Source organism: Myxococcus sp. AB056 (assembly GCF_006547365.1).
GTDB lineage: Bacteria > Myxococcota > Myxococcia > Myxococcales > Myxococcaceae > Myxococcus > Myxococcus virescens.
On record NZ_VHLB01000078.1, the window covers coordinates 1 to 23,798 of the forward strand.

A 23,798-nucleotide genomic window follows, 5' to 3' on the forward strand; every position below is an offset into this window, starting at 1 on the left:
AGGCCCCTCTTTCCACCCGCCCCCTTCGGAAGATATGCAGCGGGGGAGATGAAGCTCGCCGAGACTGCTCCGATCCCTGCTCCCGAAGCGCTGCCCGCTGCCCCCCTGTCCCTGGACGAGGTACGCCGCATCACCCAGATCCTGGAGGCCATCAGCGAGGACCGCTTCCTGTTGGCCGGCCTCCCCGAGGAGGACCGCATCGCCTTCCTGAGCGCCGCGGGCCGCGTGCTGCACCCGGACCGCGACACCAAGTCCCGGATGGCGAAGGCGCTGCGCCGAGACAGGAAGAAGACGAAGCGCGAGCACGACCGCGCCATCCGCGCCACGACGGAGATTCGCACCCTGCGCCGCTCCGCCATCTTCACGGTGCCGGCGCTGCCCCCGCCGCCTCCCTCGGAACCCGGGCCCGAGCGCATCCTCGAGCAGCCCCGCCGCTGCTACGTCTGCAAGGCCGAGTACCGCAAGCTGCACTTCTTCTACGACGCGATGTGCATCGAGTGCGCGGACTACAACTACGCCAAGCGCACCCAGCGCGCCGACCTGAATGGGAAGGTCGCGCTCATCACCGGCGCCCGGGTGAAGATTGGCTTCCAGGCCTCGCTGATGCTGCTGCGCTCCGGCGCGCGCGTCATCGCCACCACGCGCTTCCCCAACGACGCCGCGAAGCGCTACGTCCAGGAGCCGGACTTCGCGGCCTGGGCGCACCGGCTGCACATCCACGGGCTCGACCTGCGGCACGCGCCCAGCGTGGAGCTCTTCGCGAAGTACATCGAGCAGACGCACGAGCGCCTGGACATCCTCATCAACAACGCCGCGCAGACGGTGCGCCGGCCGCCGGGCTTCTACGGCCACCTGCTGCCGGGAGAGATGCGCCGCGCGGACGACCTGCCGGCGGCGGCGCGCGCGCTGCTCGCGGGCCATGACGCCTGTGTCGCCACGGTGCAGCCGGCCGCCCTGGGCGCGGGCAACGCGGGCGGCTCGGAGCTGGCCACCACCTGGCGCAGCAGCGACCCGGCGCTGGGCATCCACTCCTCCGCCGCGCTGTCCATGCTGCCCTACAACCTGGAGCAGGAGGGTGACGAGCGCGCCCTCTTCCCGCAGGGCCGGTTGGACGCGGACCTGCAGCAGGTGGACCTGCGGGACGTGAACTCGTGGCGGCTGCGGCTCGCCGAGGTCCAGACGGCGGAGATGCTGGAGGTCCACCTCATCAACGCGGTGGCACCCTTCATCCTCGTCGGGAAGCTGAAGCCGCTGATGCTCAGGGACCGCTCGTCCCCCGGCCACGTGGTGAACGTCTCCGCGATGGAGGGCAGCTTCTCGCGCGGGACGAAGACGGACAAACACCCGCACACCAACATGGCGAAGGCGGCGCTCAACATGATGACGCTGACCTCCGCGCCGGACTACGCCCGCGACAACATCTACATGAACGCCGTGGACACCGGCTGGGTCACCGACGAGGACCCCGCGCAGCACGCGGAGCGCAAGGTGCAGGAGCTGGACTTCCAGCCACCGCTGGACATCGTCGACGGGGCGGCGCGGGTGGTGGACCCCATCATCGCCTCGGAGAACAGCGGCGAGTACGTCTGGGGCAACTTCTTCAAGGACTACCGTCACACCGCGTGGTGACACGCGGACCGGGGGCGTCATGGCAACCCGCAGTCTCCGCTTCGAATCGTACGTGGAGGTCACTCCCGCTGAAGCCTGGGCGTGGGTGACGTCGATGAAGGGCATCTCCACGGAGATGCACCCATACCTGCGGATGACGGCGCCTCCGGGCGTGGCGAGGCTCGAGGACGTGCCCTTCGAGCCTGGCCAACCGCTGTTCCGCAGCAAGCTGCTGCTGGGCGGCGTGCTGCCGGTGGGCTGGTCCGACGTGACGCTGCGCGTGCTGGAGCCGGGACGCCGCTTCGTCGAGGAGTCCCCCATGAGCACGATGCGTCAGTGGCGGCACGAGCGCAGCATCATCGAGGCGCACGCCGGCGTCGACATCATCGACCAGCTCGACTTCGAGCCCCGCTTCGGCGGCCGACTGGCGGAGGCCTTCATCCGGCGCCTCTTCGAGCACCGCCATTCGGTGCTCCGCCGCGCGCTGACACCGTCAATAGGTGGACGGGCGTCCCAGGAAAAGCCAGCCTAGCGGGACATGAGCCCCGAACAGTTCCACGTCGAAGTCCTCAAGCTGCTGCTCCAGGTCGCCACCGTCGATGGCCGCGTCGCTCACTCCGAGATTCGGCACATCCTGGACACCGCGCGAGGCATGAGCGTGCCCCTGCAGGAGCTGGCCGCGCTGACGCGCTGTCTGCAGAACAACGAGCCCCTGCCTCCGCCGAACATGGGCATCCTGCGCACCAACCCCTCCGCCGTCATCCAGGAGGCGAAGGCGCTCATCGCCAGCGACGGCAGCGTGCACGCGGCCGAAATCGAGCTGCTGCGGCAGATTCGGGAGCTGCTCGGCGTCAGCAACTGACGTCCGCCGCGCGCGCTACGACTCGGCCTCCGGGGCCTCCAGCAGCTTGTAGAGCGTCTTGCGGTCCACATCGAGCAGGCGCGCCGCCTCGCTCTTGTTGCCGCCCACGTGCTGGAGCACCTGCGCGGCGTAGCGGCGGGACAGCTCGGCCAGACTCGGCATGTCACCCGCCAGGCCCGCCATCTTCGGGGTGGACGCATCCCCGATGGGCTCCGGGAAGTCCTGGGGCCCCAGGACGCCCGTCACGTTGAGCGCCAGCGCCCGCGCCACCACGTTCTCCAACTGCCGCACGTTGCCCGGCCAGTCGTAGGCCGCCAGGCGCGCGTTCGCCTCCTGCGTCACCACCGGCCGCACGCCGCCGCGCGCATGTCGCCCGGCGAAGTGCTCCACCAGCGCGGGGATGTCCTCGCTCCGCTCCCGCAGCGGCGGCAGGTGCAGGTGCACCACGTCCAGGCGGTACAGCAGGTCCTCACGGAAGAGGCCTTCCGCCACCCGCGCCTTGAGGTCCTTGTTCGTCGCCGCCACCACGCGCACGTCCACCTTGACGGGGACGCTCTCACCCACCCGGCGGATTTCGCCCTCCTGCAACACGCGCAGGAGCTGCGACTGCACCTTCATGCCGACGTCGCCAATCTCATCCAGGAAGAGCGTGCCGCCGCTGGCCTCCTCGAAGACGCCTCGCCGCGCGCCGGACGCGCCGGTGAAGCTGCCCTTCGCGTGGCCGAACAGCTCGCTCTCCATCAGCGATTCGGTAATCGCGCCGCAGTCCACGGGGATGAAGGGCCCATTCATGCGCGGCGAGCGCTTGTGCAGCGCGCGCGCCACCATCTCCTTCCCCGTGCCCGTCTCGCCCGTAATCAGCACTGGCACGTTGCTGGCCGCCGCGCGCGCCACGTGCTTGTACACCTCCAGCAGCGCCGGGCTGCGGCCCACCAGCATCAGCGAACCGCGCTCCACCTGCTGGCGCAGCGAGCGGTTCTCCTCCACCAGCCGCTTCTGCTCCAGCGCCCGGCGCGCCACGCGCAGAATCGCGTCCACGTCGAAGGGCTTCGCCAGGTAGTCGAAGGCGCCCTGCTGGATGCTGTCCAGCGCGCCCTCGATGTTGCCGAAGGCCGTCACCACCACCACGGGCGTGTCCGGCAGGTGCGCCTTCACCTCATGGAGCACCTTCAGCCCGTCGCCCGGCTCGGGCATGGCCATGTCCGTGAGGACCAGGTCAAAGGGGCCCTCCGCGATGCGCTCGGTGGCGCGGCGCGGGTCCGGAGCCTGCGTCACCGCCCCCAGCGGCCCCAGCAAGCGCTGGAGCAAATCGCGGGCCTGCGGGTCATCATCCACGACGAGGATGCGGGCTGAGCTCATGTACCGACCTTGCGCATTCCGGCGGAAGCAGTCGTTGTCTGAGAACCGCTGGTGCCCGCCGCCGGGCGCACCACGCGGGGGAAGCGCACCTCCACGTGCGTTCCCTTTCCTTCTTCCGAGCGCACCACCAGCGTGCCGCCGTGCGCCTCCACCACGCGCTTGGTGGTGACCAGCCCCAGTCCGTGGCCCGGCAGTCCGCGCACCTCCGGCGCGCGGAAGAAGGGCTGGAACAGCGAGGCCTGGGTGCCCGGCGCCATGCCGATGCCGTTGTCCACGACCTCCAGCACGGCCATGCCGTCCTCGGTGGCCACGCGCACCTTCACCCGGGGGTCGGGCCGGCCCGCCGAGTACTTCACCGCGTTGGTGAGCAGGTTGCGCGCGCTCACCTGCAACAACTGTCCGGGGCAGTCCACCGCCACGCCGGGCTCCAGCTCCCGCTCCAGCGCCACGCCCTGCGCCGCCGCCGTCTGCGCCACCTCCAGCAACACGGTGGTGACGGCCGTGTCCAGCTCACCCACCGTACTCTCGCCGCGCGTACCGGCGCGGCAGAAGCGCAGCAGCGCCTCGATGAGCTCGCCCATGCGAACAGCGCTGGACTCACACTGCGCCAGCATCTCCAGCGCGCCCGCGTCGTTCACCGCGCCGGTGCGGCGGATGAGCGTCAGGTAGCCCTTGAGCGGCGCCAGCGGAGAGATGAGGTCGTGCGCCACGCGCCGCGTGAAGGCATCCAGCTCCTGGTTGTGCCGGCCCAGCTCCTCCAACTGGCCCTGGATGATGGCCTCCTGGCGCTTGAGCAGCGAGGTGACGCGCCAGCCCACCAGCGACGACAGGAGGATGGCCAGCAGCGTGGCACCCGCGCCCAGGGCGGTGTTGCGCACGCGCAGGTCCTCCAACCGGTTCACCAGCCTGCGTGCCTCGGCCGCGTTCTCCTCCTCCAACGCGCCGCCCAGCGCGTCCAGCTCCGCCGCCAGCGGGCGGATGCGCTCGGCCAGGTGGCGCCGGGCCCGCTCCGCCTCGCGGCGCTGCGAGAAGATGGCCGCCGCGCGCACCTGGTCCGCCAGCCCCTGGCACGCGGCGTTGAAGCGGTACCACAGCGCCTTCTCGCCCTGCGGGAGGTTGCGGGTGTACGCCTCCGACGAGGCGCGGATGTCCGCGAGAATCTGCTCCATCACCGCGTCCGCGGCGCGGCGCTCGGCGTCACCCGTGGCGCGGACATGCGCCTCGATGGCGGCCTCCAGCGACAGCGCGTCCACGCGGATGCGGCCAATGGAGCCGGCCCGCTCCAGCGCCTCCTGCACCAACCCGTCCACCTGGCTGCCCGTGCGGACCTCCGTCCACAACGTGAAAGCGGTGACGGCGGACAGCAGGACGACCACGAAGAAGAAGCCGGCCCGGTAGCCGCGGATGGGGATGCGGGAGCTCGCCACGCCGTTCCTCTATCACGGGGCCGGCGCCGCGCGTCCGGCGGGACGTCAGGGCACCGTCGGGGCGACGTTTCCGGCCGCCGGGGGGGCAGCCGGCTGGGGCGGATTGTTCAACCGCCGCCGTGCACGCTCCAGCGCGGACTCGTACCAGACGTCCGACAGCTCCTCGTGCATCTCCTTCAGCTCCTTCAGCTCGTTGACCTCGCGCTCCAGCGCCAGCAGCTGGGTGTTGTGCTCCTCCAGCGCGTGCCGGTCCGCCTCGGTGCGCACCAACTCTTCCAGCAGCGCCGCGCGCGCCTGCTCCGCTTCCGCGCGCTCCAGCCGCACCTGCTCCAGCGCGGACTCCAGCTGGGCCATGCGCAACGCGAACGCCTCGGCCCGCTCCCGCTCCGCCTCGTACTCGCGACGCCACCGGTCCGCCTCGAGTACCTGGGCCTCCAGCCGCTCGAGCGGAATACCCGTCGCGCAACCCGTACCCAGGACGGCCAACGCTGTCGCGAAACAGAGGAACCGCATGGACCATCTCTCCCACACCATGACCACGCGACATGCGCGGCGAAGGTGCTGGGCCGACACCCTGCAACCAGATGACGCGTGCAGCTTGCTCAAGTGCTCCGTCATCGTCAAAGCAGCAACTGCCCGCCTGGGGAGCCTGCCCCCATTGTCGGAGCTCCAACTGCGGAGTTTCTCCCCACGGACATCCCCGCAAGACACCTGCTCTCCCTCTGACAAGGCTCCTGGCACGCCGCCTGCTCAAGCCCTCGCTCGCTGGGACGGCGCAATCTCGCGTCGTCGTTCGTCAACGGAGCTTTTCATGAAGACCGTGTTCGCCGCCGCCCTCCTCGCCGCCGCCACCGCGTTCGCCAACACCCCGGCTCCCGCCGAGCCCGCTGCCGGAGCCAAGCCCGCCGCCGCCGCCGAAGCCAAGCCCGAGGCCGCCGAGGCGCCCCAGGCCGAAGAGGCGAAGGCCGAGGCGGCCCCCGAGGCCAAGCCCACCAAGAAGGCCACGAAGCCGGCGAAGAAGGCCGCCAAGGCCACCTCCGCCTCCGAAGCAAACTAATCAAGATTTACGGCTTTATGGCCAGTGCGGCGGGGGTACCTCTTCCAAGGGAGGTACCCCCGTTGCCTTTGCGGGTCCATAAAAACCCGTCTTACATCGATTTCTGAGATACCCTCTCGAAACGCCTATCGAGGTCCAAGAAAACCCATCCGGGTCAGGACTTTCGCGCACCCGTCAATCCGTCCAGTGAACGTGAGATTTGACAGAAACAGAAGAAACCTGCTTAATATGACTTCAGAGAATCACTGACTGTCCCGGACAGGGGCGGAACTCAAACGAGCGCACCAATGATCGAAGCCTTCTCGAAGGTGTCGGAAGCCTCGAAGCTGCTGCTGGAGAAGGGCCTGGGCCCGAGCACCGGCATGGAGGCGCTGAGCATGGTGGGCCACGCGCTGGGCGTGGACCGCGCGTACATCCTGGAGAACCGCGTGCAGGGCACGTACGGCCGGTTCATCACGGACATGCGCCACGCCTGGGCGGAGCCGCCCACGCCGTCGCCGCTGGCCAACCCGGTGATGCGGGCCTTCTCCTTCCGCGAGTTCGCGCCGGGCTGGGTGGACATGCTGGAGGCCGGCATGGTGGTGGCGTGCCCCACCCGTGACGCGCCCCCGACGATGAAGGACTTGTTGGAGCGCCAGGGAACGCAGTCCATCCTCCTGTGCCCCATCAACCCCTCCCGGCAGCAGTGGTGGGGCATGGTGGCCTTCGAGGACTGCCGCCGTCCCCGCGCCTGGAAGCCGGAGGAAGTGACGCTGCTCAAGTCCCTGGCGCGCGCGGTGGCGGCGTCCGTCCGACATGGGCAGATGCGCTCCTCCCTGGACCAGGTCCGGAACAGCCTGCGCCAGGCGGTCAGCCGCACCCCAGTGTCCAGCCCCTGAACGGCAGGCGGGCGGGGCGCCTGGCGGCTTGCCGGGGGGCAATGCTGACCCGTGCATGAGCGGACATTTCCAACGCCGGGTTTCTGCTACCCTGGCCGCCCCCTTCGCTCACCGCCATGTCCTCAATCGACCCCACCGCGATCAGCCGTCCGCGCTCGCCGGACATCATCAGCGGCTACCACCTCGACAAGCTTGTCGGCAGCGGAGGCATGGGGGAGGTCCACAAGGCCACCCAACTCTCGCTAGGCCGCACGGTGGCGGTGAAGCTCCTCAATCCCGAGCTGGCGAAGGACCCGTCCTTCATCGCGCGCTTCCAGAAGGAAGCCGCCGCGCTCGCGGCCCTGAGCCATCCCCACATCGTCTCCATCGTCGACAAAGGGAAGACGGACACCACCTACTACCTGGTGATGGAGTTCGTGGACGGCCCGTCGCTGCGGGAGCTGATTCGCGAGCCGCAGTTGGACGTCATGGGCGCCCTGCGGCGCATGCTGCAGATTTGCCGCGCCATCGAGTACGCGCACGGCCGCGGCGTCATCCACCGCGACCTGAAGCCGGAGAACATCCTGCTGGACCAGCAGGCCGGCGGCATCGCCAAGGTGTCGGACTTCGGGCTCGCGTCCTTCCTGGAGGATGCCAGCCCCTCCTCCCGCTACGCGCTCACGTCCACGCATGTGTCCATGGGCACGCTGTCGTACATGGCGCCCGAGCAGCGCGTGGACGCGAAGAGCGCGGACGCGCGCGCGGACATCTTCTCGCTGGGCGTCATCCTCTACGAGTGGCTCACGGGAGAGGTGCCGCTGGGCACGTTCGACCCGCCGTCGCGGCGCAAGCCGGGGCTGGACTCGCGGCTGGACGCCATCGTCACGCGGTGCCTCAAGCCGGACCCGGAGGACCGCTACCCCTCCGTCACCACGCTCATCGCGGACCTGGAGCTGCTCGTCCCGGGCAGCCTGCCGTCCCTGGCGCCGGTGAAGCTGACGCACCTCCAGCGCGTCCGCCAGGGCGTGCGCAAGGTGGTGCGCATGGCCCTGCAGGCCGCGGCCGTGCTGGTGGTGGTGGCGGCGCTGGCCGTGCTGGGCCGGGAGTGGCTGCGCAGCGGGGAGAAGCCCGTGCAGCCGCAGCCCGGCGCCGCGCTGAACGCGGACCTGGGCCCGCCATCGCCCCGGACCATGCCCGGCCGGCTGGAGACAGGCTCCGAGAAGCGCACGGTGTCGGTGGGTCACGGCCCGGACGCGCCGTCGCTCCTGGTCGCCGGACGGCCGGTGGAGGCGGAGGAGAAGGCCATCATCTTCCCCCCCGTGGAGGAGCGCTCGCAGTCGCGCGTGGGCCGTGCCCGCGTGGACGTGGTGGGGCTGGACGGCGACATCGCCGTGCTCAGCGCCCGCGTGCGTGCGGACGCGCCGCCGGACACCTGGAAGCGCCGCGCCTACGTCATGCTCTACGGGCCGTCGCTGCAGGCCCCCGCGGCCGCGCTGCTGCTACAGGGCAGCACGGGCCGCTACGTGGCGCTCATCCATGACGGCGCGGGCGCGCCGCTGCGGCTCGAATGGGCCCTGGGCGAGCGCCGCGGCACCATGCTGGGCCTGGCGTCGCCGGAGGGCGAGGCCGCGCTGGAGCTGCGGGTGGACGCGGACGGCGTCATGCAGGGCTACGTCGGCAAGGGCAAGGACCAGCGGGCCATTGGCGAGCCGCTCAACCTGGGTCCGGGCTGGATGGAGCACTTCGGAGACGCGCCCGTGCCCGCCTTCGGCTGCATCGAAGGCACCTGCCGCGCGGAGGGCTTCCTCTACACCGTGCGGCGCGCGCCGCCTCCGGGGACGACGGCGCCCGTGCCCGACGTGCCGGTGGCGAAGGCCGTGGTCGCCGCGGTGCCCGCCAAGCGGCCTGCTCCGCCGCCTCCGCCGAAGAAGCAGCCCGCCAAGGCCCCCGTGAAGAGCCCTCCCAAGCGACGGTAGAGCGTCCGGCAGCACGCGCCCCGGACACAGCAGCGCAGGGGAATATGGCCACGGCCGAGGGATTGCACTATCCCTGGCTCCTCCTATGCGCACCATTCGACTCGGCTTCGCCGCGCTCGCACTCGTCACGGCCCTCACGGGCTGCCACCGTTCCACTTCCACGGCGACACCGCGCGTCCTCGAAACCGCCGCGGAGCAGGTGCAGAAGGGCACCCAACAGGCCCGCACGCTCGCGTTCGCGGGCTTCCATGCCCTGCTCGTCGCGGGTGACGCCTCGCTGGCGCAACAGCGCTTCGATGACGCCATTGCCCGCGACGCGGGCGATGTCTACGCGCTGGCCGGTCAGTCGCTGATGGCACGCCGCGCGGGCCGTCCCGACCGCGCCCTGACGGCGTCACTGGAGCTGGTGGCGCGCGCGCCCACGCACCCGCTGGCGGCCGTCGCGGCGCGCCACGTGTTGGACTCGGTGGGCACGTCGCGGGCGCTGGATGACGACATCCTCCTCGGCGTGGAGCGAGCGCTGGCGGCGGGCGCGACGGGCGAGGCCGCCTATCTGATGCGCGGTGCCCGGATGTCGGTGGCCGTGGTGCGCGGCGACGCGGAGGCCCGCGACGCGGCGATGCAGCAACTGGGCGGGGTGAGCGAAGTCTCGCTGGTGGGGCCCTTCTCGCCCTTCCACGTGCTGGCCTGGGACGAGCGCACGCCCGTGAGTCAGAATGGCTCGCTGGCGGGCCCCCTCACCGGCGCCTTCGGTCCGCTGCCGGTGCGCACGGTGCGCGCCCCCGACGGGCGGATGGACCTGACGGGCGAGCCCGGCCAGGGCGACCTCTACGTCCAGGCCTTCGACGCGGACGTGACGGAGCCGGGCCTCTATGTGGCTCGCACCGTGAGCGGCACCTCGCATCAGGTGCTGATGGACGGGGCTCCGCTGATGGAGCGCCGGGCCTGGGAGCGCGCCACCTCCACCGTCACCGCGCGCACCGTGCAGTTGCCCGCGGGCAAGCACCGCTTCGTCGTGCGTCAAATCAAGGGCGGAACCTCCGGCCTGCTCACCTTCGCCCTGCTGCGCGTGGACGGGCGCCCGTCCGGCGTGCGCTTCAGCGCGGCCACCGGCGCGGCGCCGCAGACCTGGGGCAGCAAGGTCGAGTTCTCCGACGAGACGCCCGGCGTGTTCCCCACCACGGAGGGCTTGAAGACGGCCCTGCACGAGGAGGCCGGTGAGCTGCTGGCCGTCGTGCTGGCGGTGCGGGACGGCCTGCAGCGGGACGCGGACGGCGCGCGGCGGCTGATGGCCTCGGTGGACGCCAACACCCCGGCCCTGCTGTGGCTGCGCGCGGAAGTCGCCTCCGCGGACCGCACCGTGCCGTCCAAGGTGGCGCGCGGCCGGGCCACGCGTGACCTGGAGTCCGTGCTGGCCAAGGACCCGGGCAACGTGGCGGCGCTGCTGCTGCGCGCGGAGCTCTTCCTCGATGAGGGCCAGCCCACCTCCGCCATGGACATGCTGAAGACGGCGTCCGAGGTGGCCCAGCCCGCCGGCCACCCGGTGTTCATGCTGCGCGCCCGCGCCGCGCTGGCGCTGGAAGTGGAAGCCCTGGCGGAGGAGTCACTCACCGCGGCGCTGGAGGCCCAGCCCGGCCTGTGCGAGGCGCTGACGCTCCAGTACAGCCTGGCCCGCCGCCGTGACGCGGCGGAGCGGAGCGACACCCTGGCGGCGTCCCTGAATGGCTGCCCGGGGACGGCGGTGCGCCAGGCCGAACACGCGCGCACGCGCGGCGACATGGAGACGGCGACGAAGCTGTACAGCGAGCTCCAGTCCCGCGACCCCAGCAGCATCAGCCTGGCCAACACGCTGGCCAACCTCTACGTGTCCAAGCGCCGCTTCGACGACGCCACCGCGGTGCTCCAGAAGCTGGCGGCCGTGTGGCCTCGCAACGCAGAGCTGGTGAAGCGCATGGCGGACGTGCGCGAGTACGCGGGCCAGCCGGCCGAGGCGCTCAAGCTGCGCGAGAAGGCGCTGGCGATGGCGGGCGACGACCTGACGCTGCGCCGCACGGAGGAGCGCGCGAAGACGGGCCGCGAGCTGCTGCAGGCGTACGCCGTGGACGGACGCGAGGCCATCCGCGCCTACGAGGCGGAGCCCGTCAGCGGCGGCAGCGCGGCGGCCTTCGTGCTGGATGCTGCGGCGGTGCGCGTGTACCCCGACGGCAGCATCGTCAACCGCATCCACACGGTGCAGAAGGCGCTGGAGCAGTCGGGCGTGCAGGAGATCGCCGAGGTGAACGTGCCGCGCGGCGCGCAGGTGCTGGCGCTGCGCACGCTGAAGGCGGACGGCCGGGTGCTGGAGCCGGAGAACATCGAAGGCAAGGACACGGTGAGCCTGCCCGGCGTGGCCGTGGGTGACTACGTGGAGGTGGAGTACCTGCTCGCGGAGCCTCCGCGCGGCCCCGCGCAGCCGGGCTTCACGGCGTCCGCCTTCTACTTCCAGATTGCGAACCAGCCCAACGCCTGGGTGACGTACACGGTGGTGGCGCCCAAGGGCGTGGGCATGAAGGTGGACGCGCACGGGATGAAGGTGCCGGAGCCCAAGGTGGACGGCGACCTGGAGGTGTTCCACTTCGAGACGCGCCGCGTGCCGCCGTTCATCCCCGAGCCGGACGCGCCGCCCTCCGCCAACGAGTACCTGCCCTTCGTCATCGTGGGCGCGGGCGATACGGGCAACGAGAGCCTGGTGAAGCTCTACGGCGATGCCTTCCAGGAGCGCTGGCTGCGCACGGCGGAAGTGGACGCCTTCGCGCGCAAGGCAGCGGAGGGCAAGTCCGGCCTGGACGCGGTGAAGGCGTTGCACGCGGCGGTGATGCAGCGCTTCTCCGGCCGGGACGCGAGCCTGAGCCAGACGGCGGCGTCCACGGTGGCCCAGGACCGGGGCAGCCGGCTGACGGTGATGAAGGCCGGCCTGAACGCGCTGGGCATCCCCTCGCGGGTGGTGGCGGTGCGGACCTTCAACACCGACCCGTCGGCCTACACCTTCCCCCAGGACGCGCTGCTGCCGTACGCGGCGCTGCGCGTGGAGGTGCCCGGCACCGAGCCGGTGTGGGTGGACACGTCCGTGCGCTACGGCCCCTTCGGCGAGCTGCCGGAGCTGGCCATGGGCGGGCGGGAGGCGTGGCTGCTGCCCGAGCCCGGCCTCCCGTTGCAGAAGGTGCAGACGCCGCCCCTGAAGGAGACCCCCGGCAAGGAAGTGAAGCTGGCGCTGAAGCTCGCCGAGGATGGAACGCTCAGCGGGCAGGGCGAGGAGACGTACTCCGGCTTCGAGGCGGCGCAGATTGCCGAGGCCTTCAACCAGCTGTCGGCGGAGAGCCGCAACCAGGCGCTGCAGGGCGCGGTGGCGCGGTACTTCGGCGGTGCGTCGCTGTCGAGCGTGAAGCTGGAGAACCAGGAGCAGGTGGGCGCGCCCTTCGTGCTGCGCTACGAGTTCACCGTGCCGCGCTTCGGGCGGATGGAGGGTGGCCAGCGGATGGCGCTGGGGCCCCTCACCTTCCCCGCGCAGCTGGGCCGGCGGTTCGTGCAGCTGAGCACGCGCCGCACCCCGCTCTACATCGACACCACCGAGGCCAGCCGCACGCAGGTGACGCTGTCCATGCCCAAGGGCTGGAAGCTCGCCGACCCCCAGGCCTCGCTGGAGGCGAACAATGCCTTCGGCCGCTTCACCCGGTCCGAGAAGCAGGACGGCGCGACGCTCAGCGTCACCGAGTCGCTGCGCGTGCCGCGCAACCGCGTCATGCCCGGCCAGTACGAGCTGTTCTCCGGGTTCACTGGCGACGTGGACCTCATCCAGACGCGGGAGCTGGTCCTGGTGAAGCCCTAGCCGGGGGATGAATAAAGCCGGACGGCACCGCGTCTTTTTCTACACCGGCCCCGCACTGAGGAACTCTCAGGGGGGCCGGTGGCAGAATCTGTCTGGTAACCCACGGAGATGACGCGATGACTCCTCGATGGTGGGCTTGTCTGGTGACCTTGCTGGCGGCGCCCATGGTTCACGCGCAGACCGCGCCGGTCCCCGCGTCAGAGCCTGGATATTCCGAATACGCGTACGACGACACGGAGTTCGAGGACGAGGACACGGCGCCCATGGCGCCCTACGCCCCGCCCCAGCTCCCCGCCGAGAATCCCTCCGGCCGGCCCTTCGCGGGCGCCGTCTGGGCCTCCGGCCACTGGTACTGGGACGGCAACGAGTGGCGCTTCAACGCCGGCACCTGGCTGGCGCCCATGGACGGCTACCGGTTCATCAACGGCTACTGGGAGCCGGACGGCCGGATGTGGAGGTGGGTGTCCGGCGGCTGGGCCCGGCATGACTCCCCGGTGGTGGAGATTCCCATCGCCGTGGCGAGCGAGGAGCTGTCCACGCAGCAGGCGCCTCCGCCGCTCCGCGTGGAGCACGCGCCGCCGCCGCCAGCCCCCTCCTACGTCTGGACGCCCGGCTACTGGTACTGGGCCGGCGCCAACTACGTGTGGGTGGACGGCATGTGGGCCGCCCCGCCCCGTCCTGGGCTCGTCTACGTGTCGTCCCGGTGGATGCGCCGCGGGCCCTCCTGGTACTTCTCCGCTGGCGGCTGGGCCACCCGAGGCTCGGTGCGTGTCACGGTGCCCGTCTACCGCCACGCGCACATCACCGTGGCGCGCCGGCACCCGCACTACTTCACGCACTCCTGGCGCCGCTACCCGGCGGTGCGCCACCACGTCTACCACCCCGGGAACCACTACCGGCGTGGCCCCGGCCCAGTGCGTCAGCACTACCGTGGCAACAACGGCAATCGCTGGGGCAATGGCAACTACCACCGGGCGTCGCCCGGCGGGGGCGGGGGCCATCACCGCCGAGATGGAGGACATCACCGCCGCGATGGGGGACATCGCGGCGGCCGGGACTGACGCCTCACGGCGCGCTCAGGGAGGCAACCCCACCCCGAGCGCGTCCCGGATGGGGGCCGCCGTGCGCTGCTACTTCGCGCCAGCGGCCTCCGCCGCATCCCGGAAGATGGCCACGGAGGGCTTGCCGTCCTCGCCCACGTAGCCGCGGTACATGCCGGCGGAGTTGAAGGGCATGGCCACGTTGCCCTCGCGGTCCATCGCGATGACGCCGCCCTCGCCGCCGGCCTTCACCAGCACGTCGTTGATGACGACGTCGGCGGCCTCCGGCAACGGCACGTTCTGGTACTCCACGCGGGCGCAGATGTCGTGCGCCACGGTGTAGCGAATGAAGAACTCGCCATGGCCGGTGGCGGACACGGCGCAGCGCGCGTCCGCGTACGTTCCCGCGCCGATGATGGGCGAGTCCCCCACGCGGCCGTAGCGCTTGTTCGTCATGCCCCCGGTGGACGTGGCCGCGGCGAGCGCGCCTGTCTGGTCCAGGGCCACGGCGCCCACGGTGCCGAACTTGTGGTCCCCGCTCACCGGGTCATACCCCGACGGGAGCGAGGAGGACGGCTGCCGCGAGCGCTCCTTCTCCAGCGCGCGCTGGAGTCCCTGCCAGCGGTCCTCCGTGTAGAAGTACTTCGGGTCCACCAACTCCACGCCCTGCGACTTCGCGAAGGCCTCCGCGCCCTCCCCCACCATCATCACGTGCGGCGACTGCTCCATGACGAGCCGCGCCAGCGAGATGGGGTTCTTCACGTGCCGCAGGCCCGCCACGGCCCCCGCCTTGCGCGTCGTGCCATCCATGATGGCGGCATCGAGCTCGTTGACGCCGTCGTGCGTGAAGACGGCGCCCTTGCCCGCATTGAAATACGGAGAGTCCTCCAGGATGCGGACCGCGGCGCTCACGGCGTCCAGCGCGGAGCCGCCGCCGGCCAGCACCGTGTGTCCTGCCTGGAGGGACTGGGTCAGCGCGGCGCGGACCTCCGCCTCGCGCTCCGGGGAGAGATTCTCCCGGGAGATGACACCCGCGCCGCCGTGGATGACCAGCCCCCACTTCGGCTTGGGCGCGGGCACCTCGCGCGAGGTCGGCTGCTCGCTGTCGGTGCGAGCAGCCCCAGTCTGGGTGGCACAGCCCATGGGAGAAAGCAGCATCACGGCACCCACGACGAAAGAACGGCGAAGGAGAACGGAAGCGGCGGACATTCGAAGGACCTCCAGAGCGCTCCGTCGGTAGCACGCCCTCCGGGGAGGCACAACGCGGGGCCCGGCGGGAATGCACAGTGTCGAGACGACCAACCGTTCTGACACAGCGAGGTGTGCGCGATGAAGAAGCTGAAAGGGTTGCGAGTGGCCGTGCTCGCGGCGGATGGCTTCGAACAGGTGGAGCTGACAGCACCGGTGAAGAAGCTGGAGCGTCAGGGCGCCGAGGTGACGATTGTGTCCCCCCACAAGGGCCGCATCCGCGGGATGAACCTTCTCATTCCAGGGAAGAAGGTGAGCGTGGACGCGTCCCTGCGTGAGGTGAAGGCGGCGGACTTCGACGCGGTCCTCCTCCCAGGAGGTTTCGTGAACCCGGACCTCCTCCGGCAAAGCGCGCTCGCGCTCGACTTCGTCCGCGACGCCGACGCGCTGGACATGCCCATCGCCGTCATCTGCCATGGCCCCTGGGTGCTGATTTCGGCGGGACTCGTGGAGGGACGGGCGCTGGCCGCGTGGCCGGGCATCCGCGACGACGTGCGCAACGCGGGTGGCCGCTGGGTGGACGAGCCGGTGATGCGCGATGGCAACTGGGTCTCCAGCCCGGGACCGCGACAGATGTTCGCGTTCATCAAGGGCATGGTGGAGCTCTTCGCGGAGAAGATGCCGGAGGTCACCGCTCGCGCGCCGATGGTCCCCGTGCACCAGGCAGCGCCGTCCCTGTGGCCGAAGCTGCTCGCGGGAACGCTGGCCACCGCGGCGCTCGGAGTGGGCGCGCGGCGGCTCGCCCTGCGCTGAGACGTTTGCCGGCCCTTGGCGAAGCAGCTCGCCGAGGGCCTTCGTCCGGCTGCTACATCCAACCGAGCTGGAGCCGCGCCACGTCCGACATCCGCTCCTGCCCCCAGGGTGGGTCCCAGACGAGCTCCACGCGCGTCTCCGCCACCCCAGGCACCGAGCCCACCTTGGTGCGCACGTCCTCCACCAGCACCGGCCCCATGCCACAGCCGGGCGCGGTGAGCGTCATCTGGATGTCCACCCGCTGCCCGCCTTCCGGCAGCGGCTCCGCCTTGCACGCGTACACCAGGCCCAGCTCGACGATGTTCACCGGAATCTCCGGGTCGTACACCGTGCGCAGCTGCTCCCAGACCTGCTCCTCGTTGAACTCACTGGGGTCACCCGCGGGCCGCTCCTTGGGCGCGTACTCCTCGCCCAGCGCGCCGCCGTCCTTTTCGTCGATGCGGAAGAGCTGACCGTAGGGGTCCTGCACCGTGATGTTGCCGCCGAGCGTCTGCGTCACCTGCAGCTCGGCGCCTTCGGGCAGCACCACCCGGTCCCCGCTGGGGATGATTGTCGCGGACACGTCGCGCTCCAGCACCGCCATCATTCCTCGCATGTGGCCCTCCACCCCTACTCCGTGGACACGGCCTCGCCGCGTCCCTCCAATGCCGCGCGCAGCGTGTGCCAGGCCAGGCTGGCGCACTTCACCCGCGCGGGAAACTCACTGACGCCGGACAGCACCGCCAGCTTGCCCAGCGCGTCCACGTCCACCGACTCCGGACCTTCCGTCACCAGCTTGTGGACGCGCTCGAAGAGGTCCTCCGCCTCCGCGCGCGTCCGGTCCTTCACCGCCCCCGTCATCAACGACGCGGACGCCTTGGAGATGGCGCAGCCCTGACCCTGGAAGGCCACGTCCTTGATGACGCCGCCCTCCACCTTCAGCGTCACCACCAACTGGTCGCCGCACAGCGGGTTGTGGCCCGCCGCCTCCGCGGTGGCGCCCTCCACCACGCGGTAGTTGCGCGGCCGCTTGGAGTGCTCCAGCACGACCTCTTGATAGAGGTCCTTCAAGTCATCCGACGCACTCACTGGAACACCTCCAGGACCTTGTGCAGGCCACGGACGAGCGCGTCCACGTCCTCGCGCGTGTTGTAGAGCGCCAGCGACGCCCGGGACGTGGCCGGCACCTTGAAGTGCTGCATCACCGGCTGCGCGCAGTGGTGGCCCGTGCGGATGCAGATGCCCTCGCGGTCCAGGATGGTGCCCACGTCGTGCGGGTGGACATCCGCCAGCATGAAGGACAACACGCCGGACTTCTCGCGCGCCGTGCCCACCATGCGCAGCCCCGGCACCGACTCCAGCGCCTGCGTGGCGTAGGCCAGCAGCCCCCGGTCGTGCGCGGCGACGTTCTCCATCCCCAGCGCCTCCAGGTAGCGGATGGCCGCCGCCAACCCCACCGCGCCCTCCAGGTTGGGCGTGCCCGCCTCGAAGCGGTACGGCACCCGGTTGTACGTCACCTTCTCCATCGTCACGGAGAGGATCATGTCGCCGCCGCCCTGGTAGGGCGGCATCGCCTCCAGAAGCTCCTTGCGCCCGTACAGCACGCCGATGCCGGTGGGGCCGAACATCTTGTGCCCGCTGAAGGCGTAGAAGTCGCAGCCCAGGTCCTGCACGTCCACGGGGAAGTGCGTCACCGACTGTGCGCCGTCCACCAGCACGGGGATGCCCTTCGCGTGGGCCCGCCGCGTGAGCTCCTTCACCGGCGCCACGGTGCCCAGCGCGTTGGACACGTGCGTCACCGCGAGGATGCGCGTGCGCTCCGTCAGCAGCGCGTCCACGGCGTCCAGCACCAGCTCGCCCCGGTCGTCCACGGGGATGACCTTGAGCACGGCGCCCGTCTGCTCGCACAACATCCGCCAGGGGACGATGTTGGCGTGGTGCTCCATCTGGGTGATGAGCACCTCGTCCCCGGCGCCAATGTGCTTGCGCCCGTACGTCTGCGCCACCAGGTTGATGGCCTCGGTGGTGCCACGCACGAAGACGACTTCCTTCACGTCCCGGGCGTTGATGAAGCGGCGCACCGTCTCACGCGCGCCCTCGTAGGCCTCCGTGGCGCGCTCGGACAACACGTGGACGCCGCGGTGCACGTTGGCGTTGTCGTGCTGGTAGAAGCGCACCAGCGCGTCGATGACGGCCTGCGGCTTCTGCGCCGTGGCGGCGCTGTCCAGGTACACCAGCGGCCGGCCCCGCACCTCCTGGTGGAGGATGGGGAAGTCCTTGCGGACCAGATTCACGTCGAAGCCGCTCATGCCGTCACCTCGCGCTGCGCCGCGCCCGGCAGCTTCAAGGCCAGGAGCGCTTCGATGTTCGCGCGCACAGGGCCGGCGGGCACCGCCTCCACCACCTCACGAGCGAAGGCGTAGGTGAGCAGCCGCTCCGCCTCTGCCTGAGGTACGCCGCGCGAGCGCAGGTAGAACAGCGCCTGCGCGTCCAGCCGCCCCACCGCCGCGCCGTGCGCGCACTTCACGTCGTCCGCGAAGATTTCCAACTGAGGCCGTGCGTCCGCCTGCGCCGACTCCGACAGCAGCAGGTTGCGGTTCTGCTGCCGCGAGTCCGTGCGCTGCGCGTCCTGCCGCACGCGGATGAGCCCGTGGAAGGTGCCGCGTGAGTGACCATCCAGCACGCCCTTGTACAGCTCGCGGCTGGTGCACCGGGGCACCGCGTGGTCCAGCGCCGTGCGGTTGTCCAGGTGCTGCGCGCCCTGCCCCACGTACAGGCCATTCAACGTCGCGTCGCCACCCTCGCCCGCGAAGGCCGCGTGGACTTCGTTGCGCGCCATGGCCCCACCAAAGGCGAAGGCATGCGAGGCGAAGCGGCTGTCCCGCCCCTGCCGCGCATGGAGCGCGCCCACGTGCAGCGCCGCGTCCGCCTCCACCTGGAGCTTGTAGTGGTGGAGGCTGGCGTTGTCGCCCAGCGTCACCTCCGTCACCGCGTTGGTGAACGTCACCGCCGAGCCCGCAGGGCCCGCGCTGGCATACGTCTCCACCAGCGTCGCTTCGCTGCTCTCCCCCGCCACCACGAGGATGCGCGGGCTGGACAACACCGGCGCGTCACCGCGCGTGAGGAACACCACCTGCACGGGCACCTCGCTCAGCGCGCCCGGTGCCAGCCGCAACAGCACGCCCTCTTCCAGCAGCGCCGCGTTGAGCGCGGTGAAGGCGTGCTCGTTCGCCAGGGCCCGCTGCCCCAGCACGGACTCCAGCAGCTCGCCGTCCTCACGCACCGCGTCCCGCAGTGGCTTCAGCGTCAGTCCGCGCGGCAGGCCCGCCACGGACGACAGCTCCGGCGCCAGCCGCCCGTCCACGAACACCAACCGGGGCCCCGGCAGGCCCAGCCGCTCCACCACCGCCGACAGGTGCGCGGTGTCCCGGGGCCCATCCGTCCGCGGAATGAACGCTCCTTCCGCGATGGCCCCCAGCCGGGAGTACTTCCACGCCTCGTCACGCGTCGTGGGCAGGCCCTGCCGCTCGAGGTGGACCAGGGCATCGGCACGCAGACGCTTGAGCCACTGTGGCGCGGACGCCTGTTCGGGCGCCGCCTGGAAGCGCGTGGCCACGTCCAGGTAGTGCGCCAGGGCGGCCGTCATCGCCGTGCCTCCGCCGTCGTCTTCTTTCCACCGTCCAGCCCCAGCCAGCCGTAGCCCTTCTCCTCCAGCTCCAGCGCCAGCTCGCGCCCGCCGGAGCGGACGATGCGGCCCGCCGCGATGACGTGCACCTTGTCCGGGACGATGTAGTCGAGCAGCCGCTGGTAGTGCGTAATCAGCACCATGCCGCGCTCGGGCGAGCGCAGCGCGTTGACGCCGCCCGCCACCGTGCGCAGCGCGTCGATGTCCAGGCCGGAGTCCGTCTCGTCGAGGATGGCCAGCCGCGGCTCCAGCACCGCCATCTGGAAAATCTCGTTGCGCTTCTTCTCGCCGCCGGAGAAGCCCTCGTTCACCGAGCGGTTCATGAAGGCCGCGTCGAGCTGCACCAGCTTCGACTTCTCCTTGGCCAGTTGGAGGAAGTCCATGGCGTCCAGCTCCTCCAGCCCCTTCGCGCGGCGCTGCGCGTTGAGCGCGGTGCGCAGGAAGTGGATGTTGCCCACGCCCGGAATCTCCACTGGGTACTGGAACGCGAGGAACACGCCCGCGGCGGCGCGGTCCTCGGGCGACAGCTCCAGCAGCGGCTTGCCGTCGAACAGCACCTCGCCCTGCGTCACCTCGTAGCCGTCACGGCCCGCCAGCACGCTGGCCAGCGTGCTCTTCCCGGAGCCGTTGGGGCCCATGATGGCGTGGACCTCGCCGGGCGCGACCTCCAGGTCGATGCCCTTGAGGATGTCCTTGCCCGCCACGCGGGCGTGCAGGTTGCGAACAGTCAAAAGCGCCATGCCTACCCCACGCTCCCTTCCAGGCTCACTCCGAGCAGCTTCTGTGCTTCCACCGCGAACTCCATGGGGAGCTCCTTGAACACCTGGCGGCAGAAGCCGTTGACGATCATCGACACCGCGTCCTCCTGCGAGATGCCCCGCTGCCGGCAGTAGAAGAGCTGGTCCTCGCCAATCTTCGACGTGGACGCTTCGTGCTCCACCTGCGCCGACGCGTTCTTCACCTCGATGTACGGCACCGTGTGGGCGCCGCACTTGTCACCGAGCAGCAGCGAATCGCACTGCGTGTAGTTGCGCGCGTTCTCCGCGCTCTTGAGCACCTTCACCAGCCCCCGGTACGTGTTCTGCCCGCGGCCGGCGGAGATGCCCTTGGACACGATGGTGCTGCGGGTGTTCTTCCCGATGTGCACCATCTTCGTGCCCGTGTCCGCCTGCTGCATGTGGTTGGTGAGCGCCACCGAGTAGAACTCGCCCACCGAGTCATCCCCCTTGAGGATGACGCTCGGGTACTTCCACGTAATCGCCGAGCCCGTCTCCACCTGCGTCCACGAAATCTTCGCCGCCCGGTGCGCGATGCCGCGCTTGGTGACGAAGTTGTAGATGCCGCCGCGCCCCTCCGCGTCGCCCGGGTACCAGTTCTGCACCGTGGAGTACTTGATGGTGGCGTTGTCCAAGGCCACCAGCTCCACCACCGCGGCGTGGAGCTGGTTGGTGTCGCGCATGGGGGCCGTGCAGCCCTCCAGGTAGCTCACGTGGGAGCCCTCCTCCGCGACGATGAGCGTGCGCTCGAACTGGCCCGTGTCCGCCGCGTTGATGCGGAAGTACGTGGACAGCTCCATGGGGCAGCGCACGCCCTTGGGGATGTAGACGAACGAACCGTCGCTGAAGACAGCGGAGTTGAGCGCGGCGAAGTAGTTGTCCGAGTACGGCACCACCGAGCCCAGGTACTTCTTCACCAGCTCCGGGTGCTCGCGCACGGCCTCGGAGAACGAGCAGAAGATGACGCCCGCCTTGGCCAGCTTGTCCTTGAACGTGGTGGCCACCGACACCGAGTCGAAGACGGCGTCCACCGCCACGTTCTGGAGCAGCTTCTGCTCATGCAGCGGGATGCCGAGCTTCTCGTAGGTGCGCAGAATCTCCGGGTCCACCTCGTCCAGGCTGGCCTTCACCGGCTTCTGCTTCGGCGCCGAGTAGTAGCTGATGGCCTGGTAGTCGATGGGCGCGTAGGTGACGGCCTGCCACGTGGGCTCCTTCATCGTCTTCCAGTGGCGGAAGGCCTTGAGGCGCCAATCGAGGAGGAACTCCGGCTCCCCCTTCTTCGCGGAAATCTGGCGGATGACGTCCTCGTCCAGCCCGGGGGGAAACGTGTCCGATTCCACCTGGGTGACGAAGCCCGCCGCATACGGGCGGCGCGTCAGTTCCTGGAGGGTTTCGGTGCTCATGAGCGGACTCCTGTCGCGGAAGCGGGAGGGGGGTGGCCAGCGGCCGGGGAAGGCGCCGGGCGAGAGGGTGTCCCCAGGCCCACGAGGCGCTCTGGCACGCGGGGCGCGGGGGCGATGAGGTCCGCCAGCGTCAGCCGCCCCAGGGCCTCCTGGATGGCGTCGTTGATGAGGCGCCAGTGGCCCCGCACCTGACAGACGGACTCCAGCTCACAGGGCGCACCCCCGGAGGTGTGGACGCCACACTCCGTGAGGGCGACCGGCCCCTCGAGCGCGGTGACCAGTTCGGCCAGCGGAAGCTCATGGGCCGGGCGTGCCAGTCCGTAGCCGCCGTTGGCGCCACGGTGCGACACCACGAGCGCCGCCTGGAGCAGGCTCTTGAGCACCTTGCTGGCCGAGGGAAGTGGCACGCGCGTGCGCGCCGCCAGCTCACGGGTGGTGCGCGTGTCACCCTCCGCGCGAGCCAGCTCGGTCATCAGCACGATGCCGTAGTCGGTCATCTTGCTCATCCGGAGCATGGGTGCGGGTGTCTCCTCTCTGGGTCCAGGCGCCGAAAAACCTCGGGCCACGGGGGACCTCATATGTAATCAGGACCGTTTCAGTCCACATTGCAATTTGAATCCCACCCTGAAGCGCCGCTGGTTGGAGGGCGGGGGGGAGAGGGATAGGGTGACGCCACCGTCCCCCGGAGGAACCTTGCCGATGCGCCGTCCCCTGATACTGCTCGCGACCCTGGCCCTGGCCGTGGTGGCCTGCGAGAAGAAGAACGCGCCCGCCGCGCCCTCGCCGGAGGGGCAGGCGACCGGGGCACCGGCTGCTCCGGTGGACTCGAACACGATTCTGCTGGGAGAAGTCGGCAGCCTCACGGGGAGCGAGGCGACCTTCGGGGTGTCCGCGCGCAACGGCATCGAGCTGGCGCTGAACGAGGCCAACGAGGCGGGCGGCGTGAAGGGCAAGAAGCTCCAGGTGCGCGTCTACGACAGCCAGGGCCGGCCGGAGGAAGGCGCCCAGGCCGTGACGCGGCTCATCACCCAGGACAAGGTGGTGGCGATTCTCGGCGAGGCGGCCTCGTCGGTGTCCATGGCCATGGCGGAGAAGGCGCAGGCGGGCAAGGTGCCCATGGTGACGCCCACGTCCACCGCGCCGGAAGTGACGCAGAAGGGCGACTACATCTTCCGCGTCTGCTTCATCGACCCCTTCCAGGGGCTCGCCATGGCGAAGTTCGCGCGGGAGAACCTGAAGCTGTCCCGCGTGGCGGTGCTGCGCGACAACAAGAGCGCGTTCTCCATGGGCCTGGCGGACGTGTTCACCGCCAGGTTCAAGGAGTTCGGCGGCGAGGTGCCGGGCGACGAGAGCTACTCCAAGGGCGACACGGACTTCCGCGCGCAACTGACGTCCCTCAAGCGGCTGAAGCCGGACGCCGTCTTCGTCCCTGGCTACTACACGGACGTCGGCATCATCGCGCGGCAGGCGCGTGAAATCGGGCTCAAGGTGCCGCTGCTCGGCGGCGACGGCTGGGACTCCGACAAGCTGTACGAGCTGGGCGGCTCCGCACTGGAGGGCAGCTACTTCGCCAACCACTACTCTCCGGACAACCCGGACCCGCTGCTCCAGAAGTTCCTGGCCCGCTACAAGGCCACCTACGGCAGCGTGCCGGACAGCGTGGCCGCGCTGGCGTACGACGCGGCGCGGGTGACCATCGACGCCATGAAGCGCGCGCCGGACCTGAGCGGCCCTTCGCTGCGCGACGCGATTGCCGCGACGAAGGAGTTCCCGGGCGTGACAGGCAAAATCACCCTGGACGCCAACCGCGACGCGGTGAAGGAGGCTGTGGTGCTCAAGGTCTCCGGCGGCAAGGCGGAGTTCGTCACCACGGTGACGCCGTAACCGCGGCGCCCAGGCCCCC

The 23,798-nt window shown here is 70.4% G+C and carries 21 protein-coding genes; 10 read left to right on the top strand and 11 right to left on the bottom strand.

The window, feature by feature from the left end; all coding sequences use genetic code 11:
- The first annotated feature begins 48 nt into the window (after positions 1-48).
- The 3 genes from FMP39_RS27715 to FMP39_RS27725 are packed head-to-tail and all read left to right on the top strand — an operon-like array spanning position 49 to position 2,470.
- Entirely contained in the window at positions 49-1,629 is a 1,581-nt protein-coding gene (locus FMP39_RS27715; protein WP_141593155.1) for an SDR family NAD(P)-dependent oxidoreductase, read from the top strand.
- Positions 1,630-1,648: 19 nt separating this feature from the next.
- Positions 1,649-2,140 carry a hypothetical protein gene (locus FMP39_RS27720; protein WP_194858592.1) on the top strand — a complete coding sequence of 164 codons (492 nt, stop codon included), beginning with the start codon at positions 1,649-1,651 and terminating at the stop codon, positions 2,138-2,140.
- 6 nt (positions 2,141-2,146) lie between these two features.
- Complete coding sequence (locus tag FMP39_RS27725; RefSeq protein WP_090484862.1) at positions 2,147-2,470, top strand: TerB family tellurite resistance protein; 324 nt, start codon at positions 2,147-2,149, stop codon at positions 2,468-2,470.
- Positions 2,471-2,485: 15 nt separating this feature from the next.
- Here FMP39_RS27725 and FMP39_RS27730 read toward each other — a convergent pair whose 3' ends face one another.
- Genes FMP39_RS27730 through FMP39_RS27740 form a run of 3 tightly spaced genes read right to left on the bottom strand, consistent with a single transcriptional unit; the run spans position 2,486 to position 5,769 of the window.
- Positions 2,486-3,829 (bottom strand): sigma-54 dependent transcriptional regulator, encoded by a 1,344-nt coding sequence (locus tag FMP39_RS27730; protein ID WP_141593156.1) that lies wholly within the window; start codon positions 3,827-3,829, stop codon positions 2,486-2,488.
- Complete coding sequence (locus FMP39_RS27735; protein ID WP_141593157.1) at positions 3,826-5,256, bottom strand: sensor histidine kinase KdpD; 1,431 nt, start codon at positions 5,254-5,256, stop codon at positions 3,826-3,828. Before FMP39_RS27735 ends, FMP39_RS27730 begins: the two co-directional genes overlap by 4 nt.
- 45 nt (positions 5,257-5,301) lie before the next feature.
- The gene (locus tag FMP39_RS27740) at positions 5,302-5,769 is read right to left on the bottom strand and encodes a hypothetical protein (protein ID WP_090484867.1); all 468 of its coding nucleotides are present in this window, start codon (positions 5,767-5,769) and stop codon (positions 5,302-5,304) included.
- Positions 5,770-6,067: 298 nt separating this feature from the next.
- Between FMP39_RS27740 and FMP39_RS27745 the strand changes: the two genes are divergently transcribed.
- The 5 genes from FMP39_RS27745 to FMP39_RS27765 all read left to right on the top strand — a co-directional run bounded on the left by FMP39_RS27745 (position 6,068) and on the right by FMP39_RS27765 (position 14,072).
- Positions 6,068-6,313 carry a hypothetical protein gene (locus FMP39_RS27745; RefSeq protein WP_141593158.1) on the top strand — a complete coding sequence of 82 codons (246 nt, stop codon included), beginning with the start codon at positions 6,068-6,070 and terminating at the stop codon, positions 6,311-6,313.
- Between the two features lie 287 nt (positions 6,314-6,600).
- Entirely contained in the window at positions 6,601-7,191 is a 591-nt protein-coding gene (locus FMP39_RS27750) for a GAF domain-containing protein (RefSeq protein WP_141593159.1), read from the top strand.
- Positions 7,192-7,307: 116 nt separating this feature from the next.
- Positions 7,308-9,146 (top strand): serine/threonine-protein kinase, encoded by a 1,839-nt coding sequence (locus tag FMP39_RS27755; protein WP_141593160.1) that lies wholly within the window; start codon positions 7,308-7,310, stop codon positions 9,144-9,146.
- 85 nt (positions 9,147-9,231) lie between these two features.
- Entirely contained in the window at positions 9,232-13,011 is a 3,780-nt protein-coding gene (locus FMP39_RS27760; protein ID WP_141593161.1) for a tetratricopeptide repeat protein, read from the top strand.
- 116 nt (positions 13,012-13,127) lie between these two features.
- Positions 13,128-14,072 (top strand): YXWGXW repeat-containing protein, encoded by a 945-nt coding sequence (locus FMP39_RS27765; protein ID WP_141593162.1) that lies wholly within the window; start codon positions 13,128-13,130, stop codon positions 14,070-14,072.
- A gap of 69 nt (positions 14,073-14,141) precedes the next feature.
- On the opposite strand, the gene FMP39_RS27770 is transcribed toward FMP39_RS27765, so the two are convergent.
- The gene (locus tag FMP39_RS27770; protein WP_141593163.1) at positions 14,142-15,260 is read right to left on the bottom strand and encodes an isoaspartyl peptidase/L-asparaginase family protein; all 1,119 of its coding nucleotides are present in this window, start codon (positions 15,258-15,260) and stop codon (positions 14,142-14,144) included.
- A 120-nt stretch (positions 15,261-15,380) separates the two neighbouring features.
- Between FMP39_RS27770 and FMP39_RS27775 the strand changes: the two genes are divergently transcribed.
- Positions 15,381-16,052, top strand: a complete 672-nt coding sequence (locus FMP39_RS27775; RefSeq protein ID WP_141593164.1) for a type 1 glutamine amidotransferase domain-containing protein — start codon at positions 15,381-15,383, stop codon at positions 16,050-16,052.
- 52 nt (positions 16,053-16,104) lie between these two features.
- Here FMP39_RS27775 and sufT read toward each other — a convergent pair whose 3' ends face one another.
- The 7 genes from sufT to FMP39_RS27810 are packed head-to-tail and all read right to left on the bottom strand — an operon-like array spanning position 16,105 to position 22,410.
- Positions 16,105-16,647, bottom strand: coding sequence for a putative Fe-S cluster assembly protein SufT (gene sufT / locus FMP39_RS27780; protein WP_141593165.1), 543 nt, complete (start codon positions 16,645-16,647; stop codon positions 16,105-16,107).
- A gap of 14 nt (positions 16,648-16,661) precedes the next feature.
- Complete coding sequence (sufU, locus tag FMP39_RS27785) at positions 16,662-17,120, bottom strand: Fe-S cluster assembly sulfur transfer protein SufU (protein WP_011551277.1); 459 nt, start codon at positions 17,118-17,120, stop codon at positions 16,662-16,664.
- A complete protein-coding gene (locus tag FMP39_RS27790) occupies positions 17,117-18,340 on the bottom strand; it encodes a cysteine desulfurase (protein ID WP_141593166.1) in 1,224 nt (407 codons plus the stop codon). The genes sufU and FMP39_RS27790 overlap by 4 nt, the downstream gene beginning before the upstream one ends.
- The gene (sufD, locus tag FMP39_RS27795; RefSeq protein WP_141593167.1) at positions 18,337-19,677 is read right to left on the bottom strand and encodes a Fe-S cluster assembly protein SufD; all 1,341 of its coding nucleotides are present in this window, start codon (positions 19,675-19,677) and stop codon (positions 18,337-18,339) included. Before sufD ends, FMP39_RS27790 begins: the two co-directional genes overlap by 4 nt.
- Entirely contained in the window at positions 19,674-20,456 is a 783-nt protein-coding gene (gene sufC, locus FMP39_RS27800) for a Fe-S cluster assembly ATPase SufC (RefSeq protein WP_141593168.1), read from the bottom strand. The genes sufD and sufC overlap by 4 nt, the downstream gene beginning before the upstream one ends.
- A gap of 2 nt (positions 20,457-20,458) precedes the next feature.
- Entirely contained in the window at positions 20,459-21,895 is a 1,437-nt protein-coding gene (gene sufB / locus FMP39_RS27805; RefSeq protein ID WP_141593169.1) for a Fe-S cluster assembly protein SufB, read from the bottom strand.
- Entirely contained in the window at positions 21,892-22,410 is a 519-nt protein-coding gene (locus FMP39_RS27810) for an SUF system Fe-S cluster assembly regulator (protein ID WP_011551272.1), read from the bottom strand. Before FMP39_RS27810 ends, sufB begins: the two co-directional genes overlap by 4 nt.
- Before the next feature lie 184 nt (positions 22,411-22,594).
- Here FMP39_RS27810 and FMP39_RS27815 point away from each other — a divergent pair, with 184 nt between their 5' ends.
- Positions 22,595-23,779: an ABC transporter substrate-binding protein gene (locus FMP39_RS27815; RefSeq protein WP_141593170.1), complete on the top strand. Its 1,185-nt coding sequence runs from the start codon at positions 22,595-22,597 to the stop codon at positions 23,777-23,779.
- The last annotated feature ends 19 nt before the right edge of the window (positions 23,780-23,798 follow it).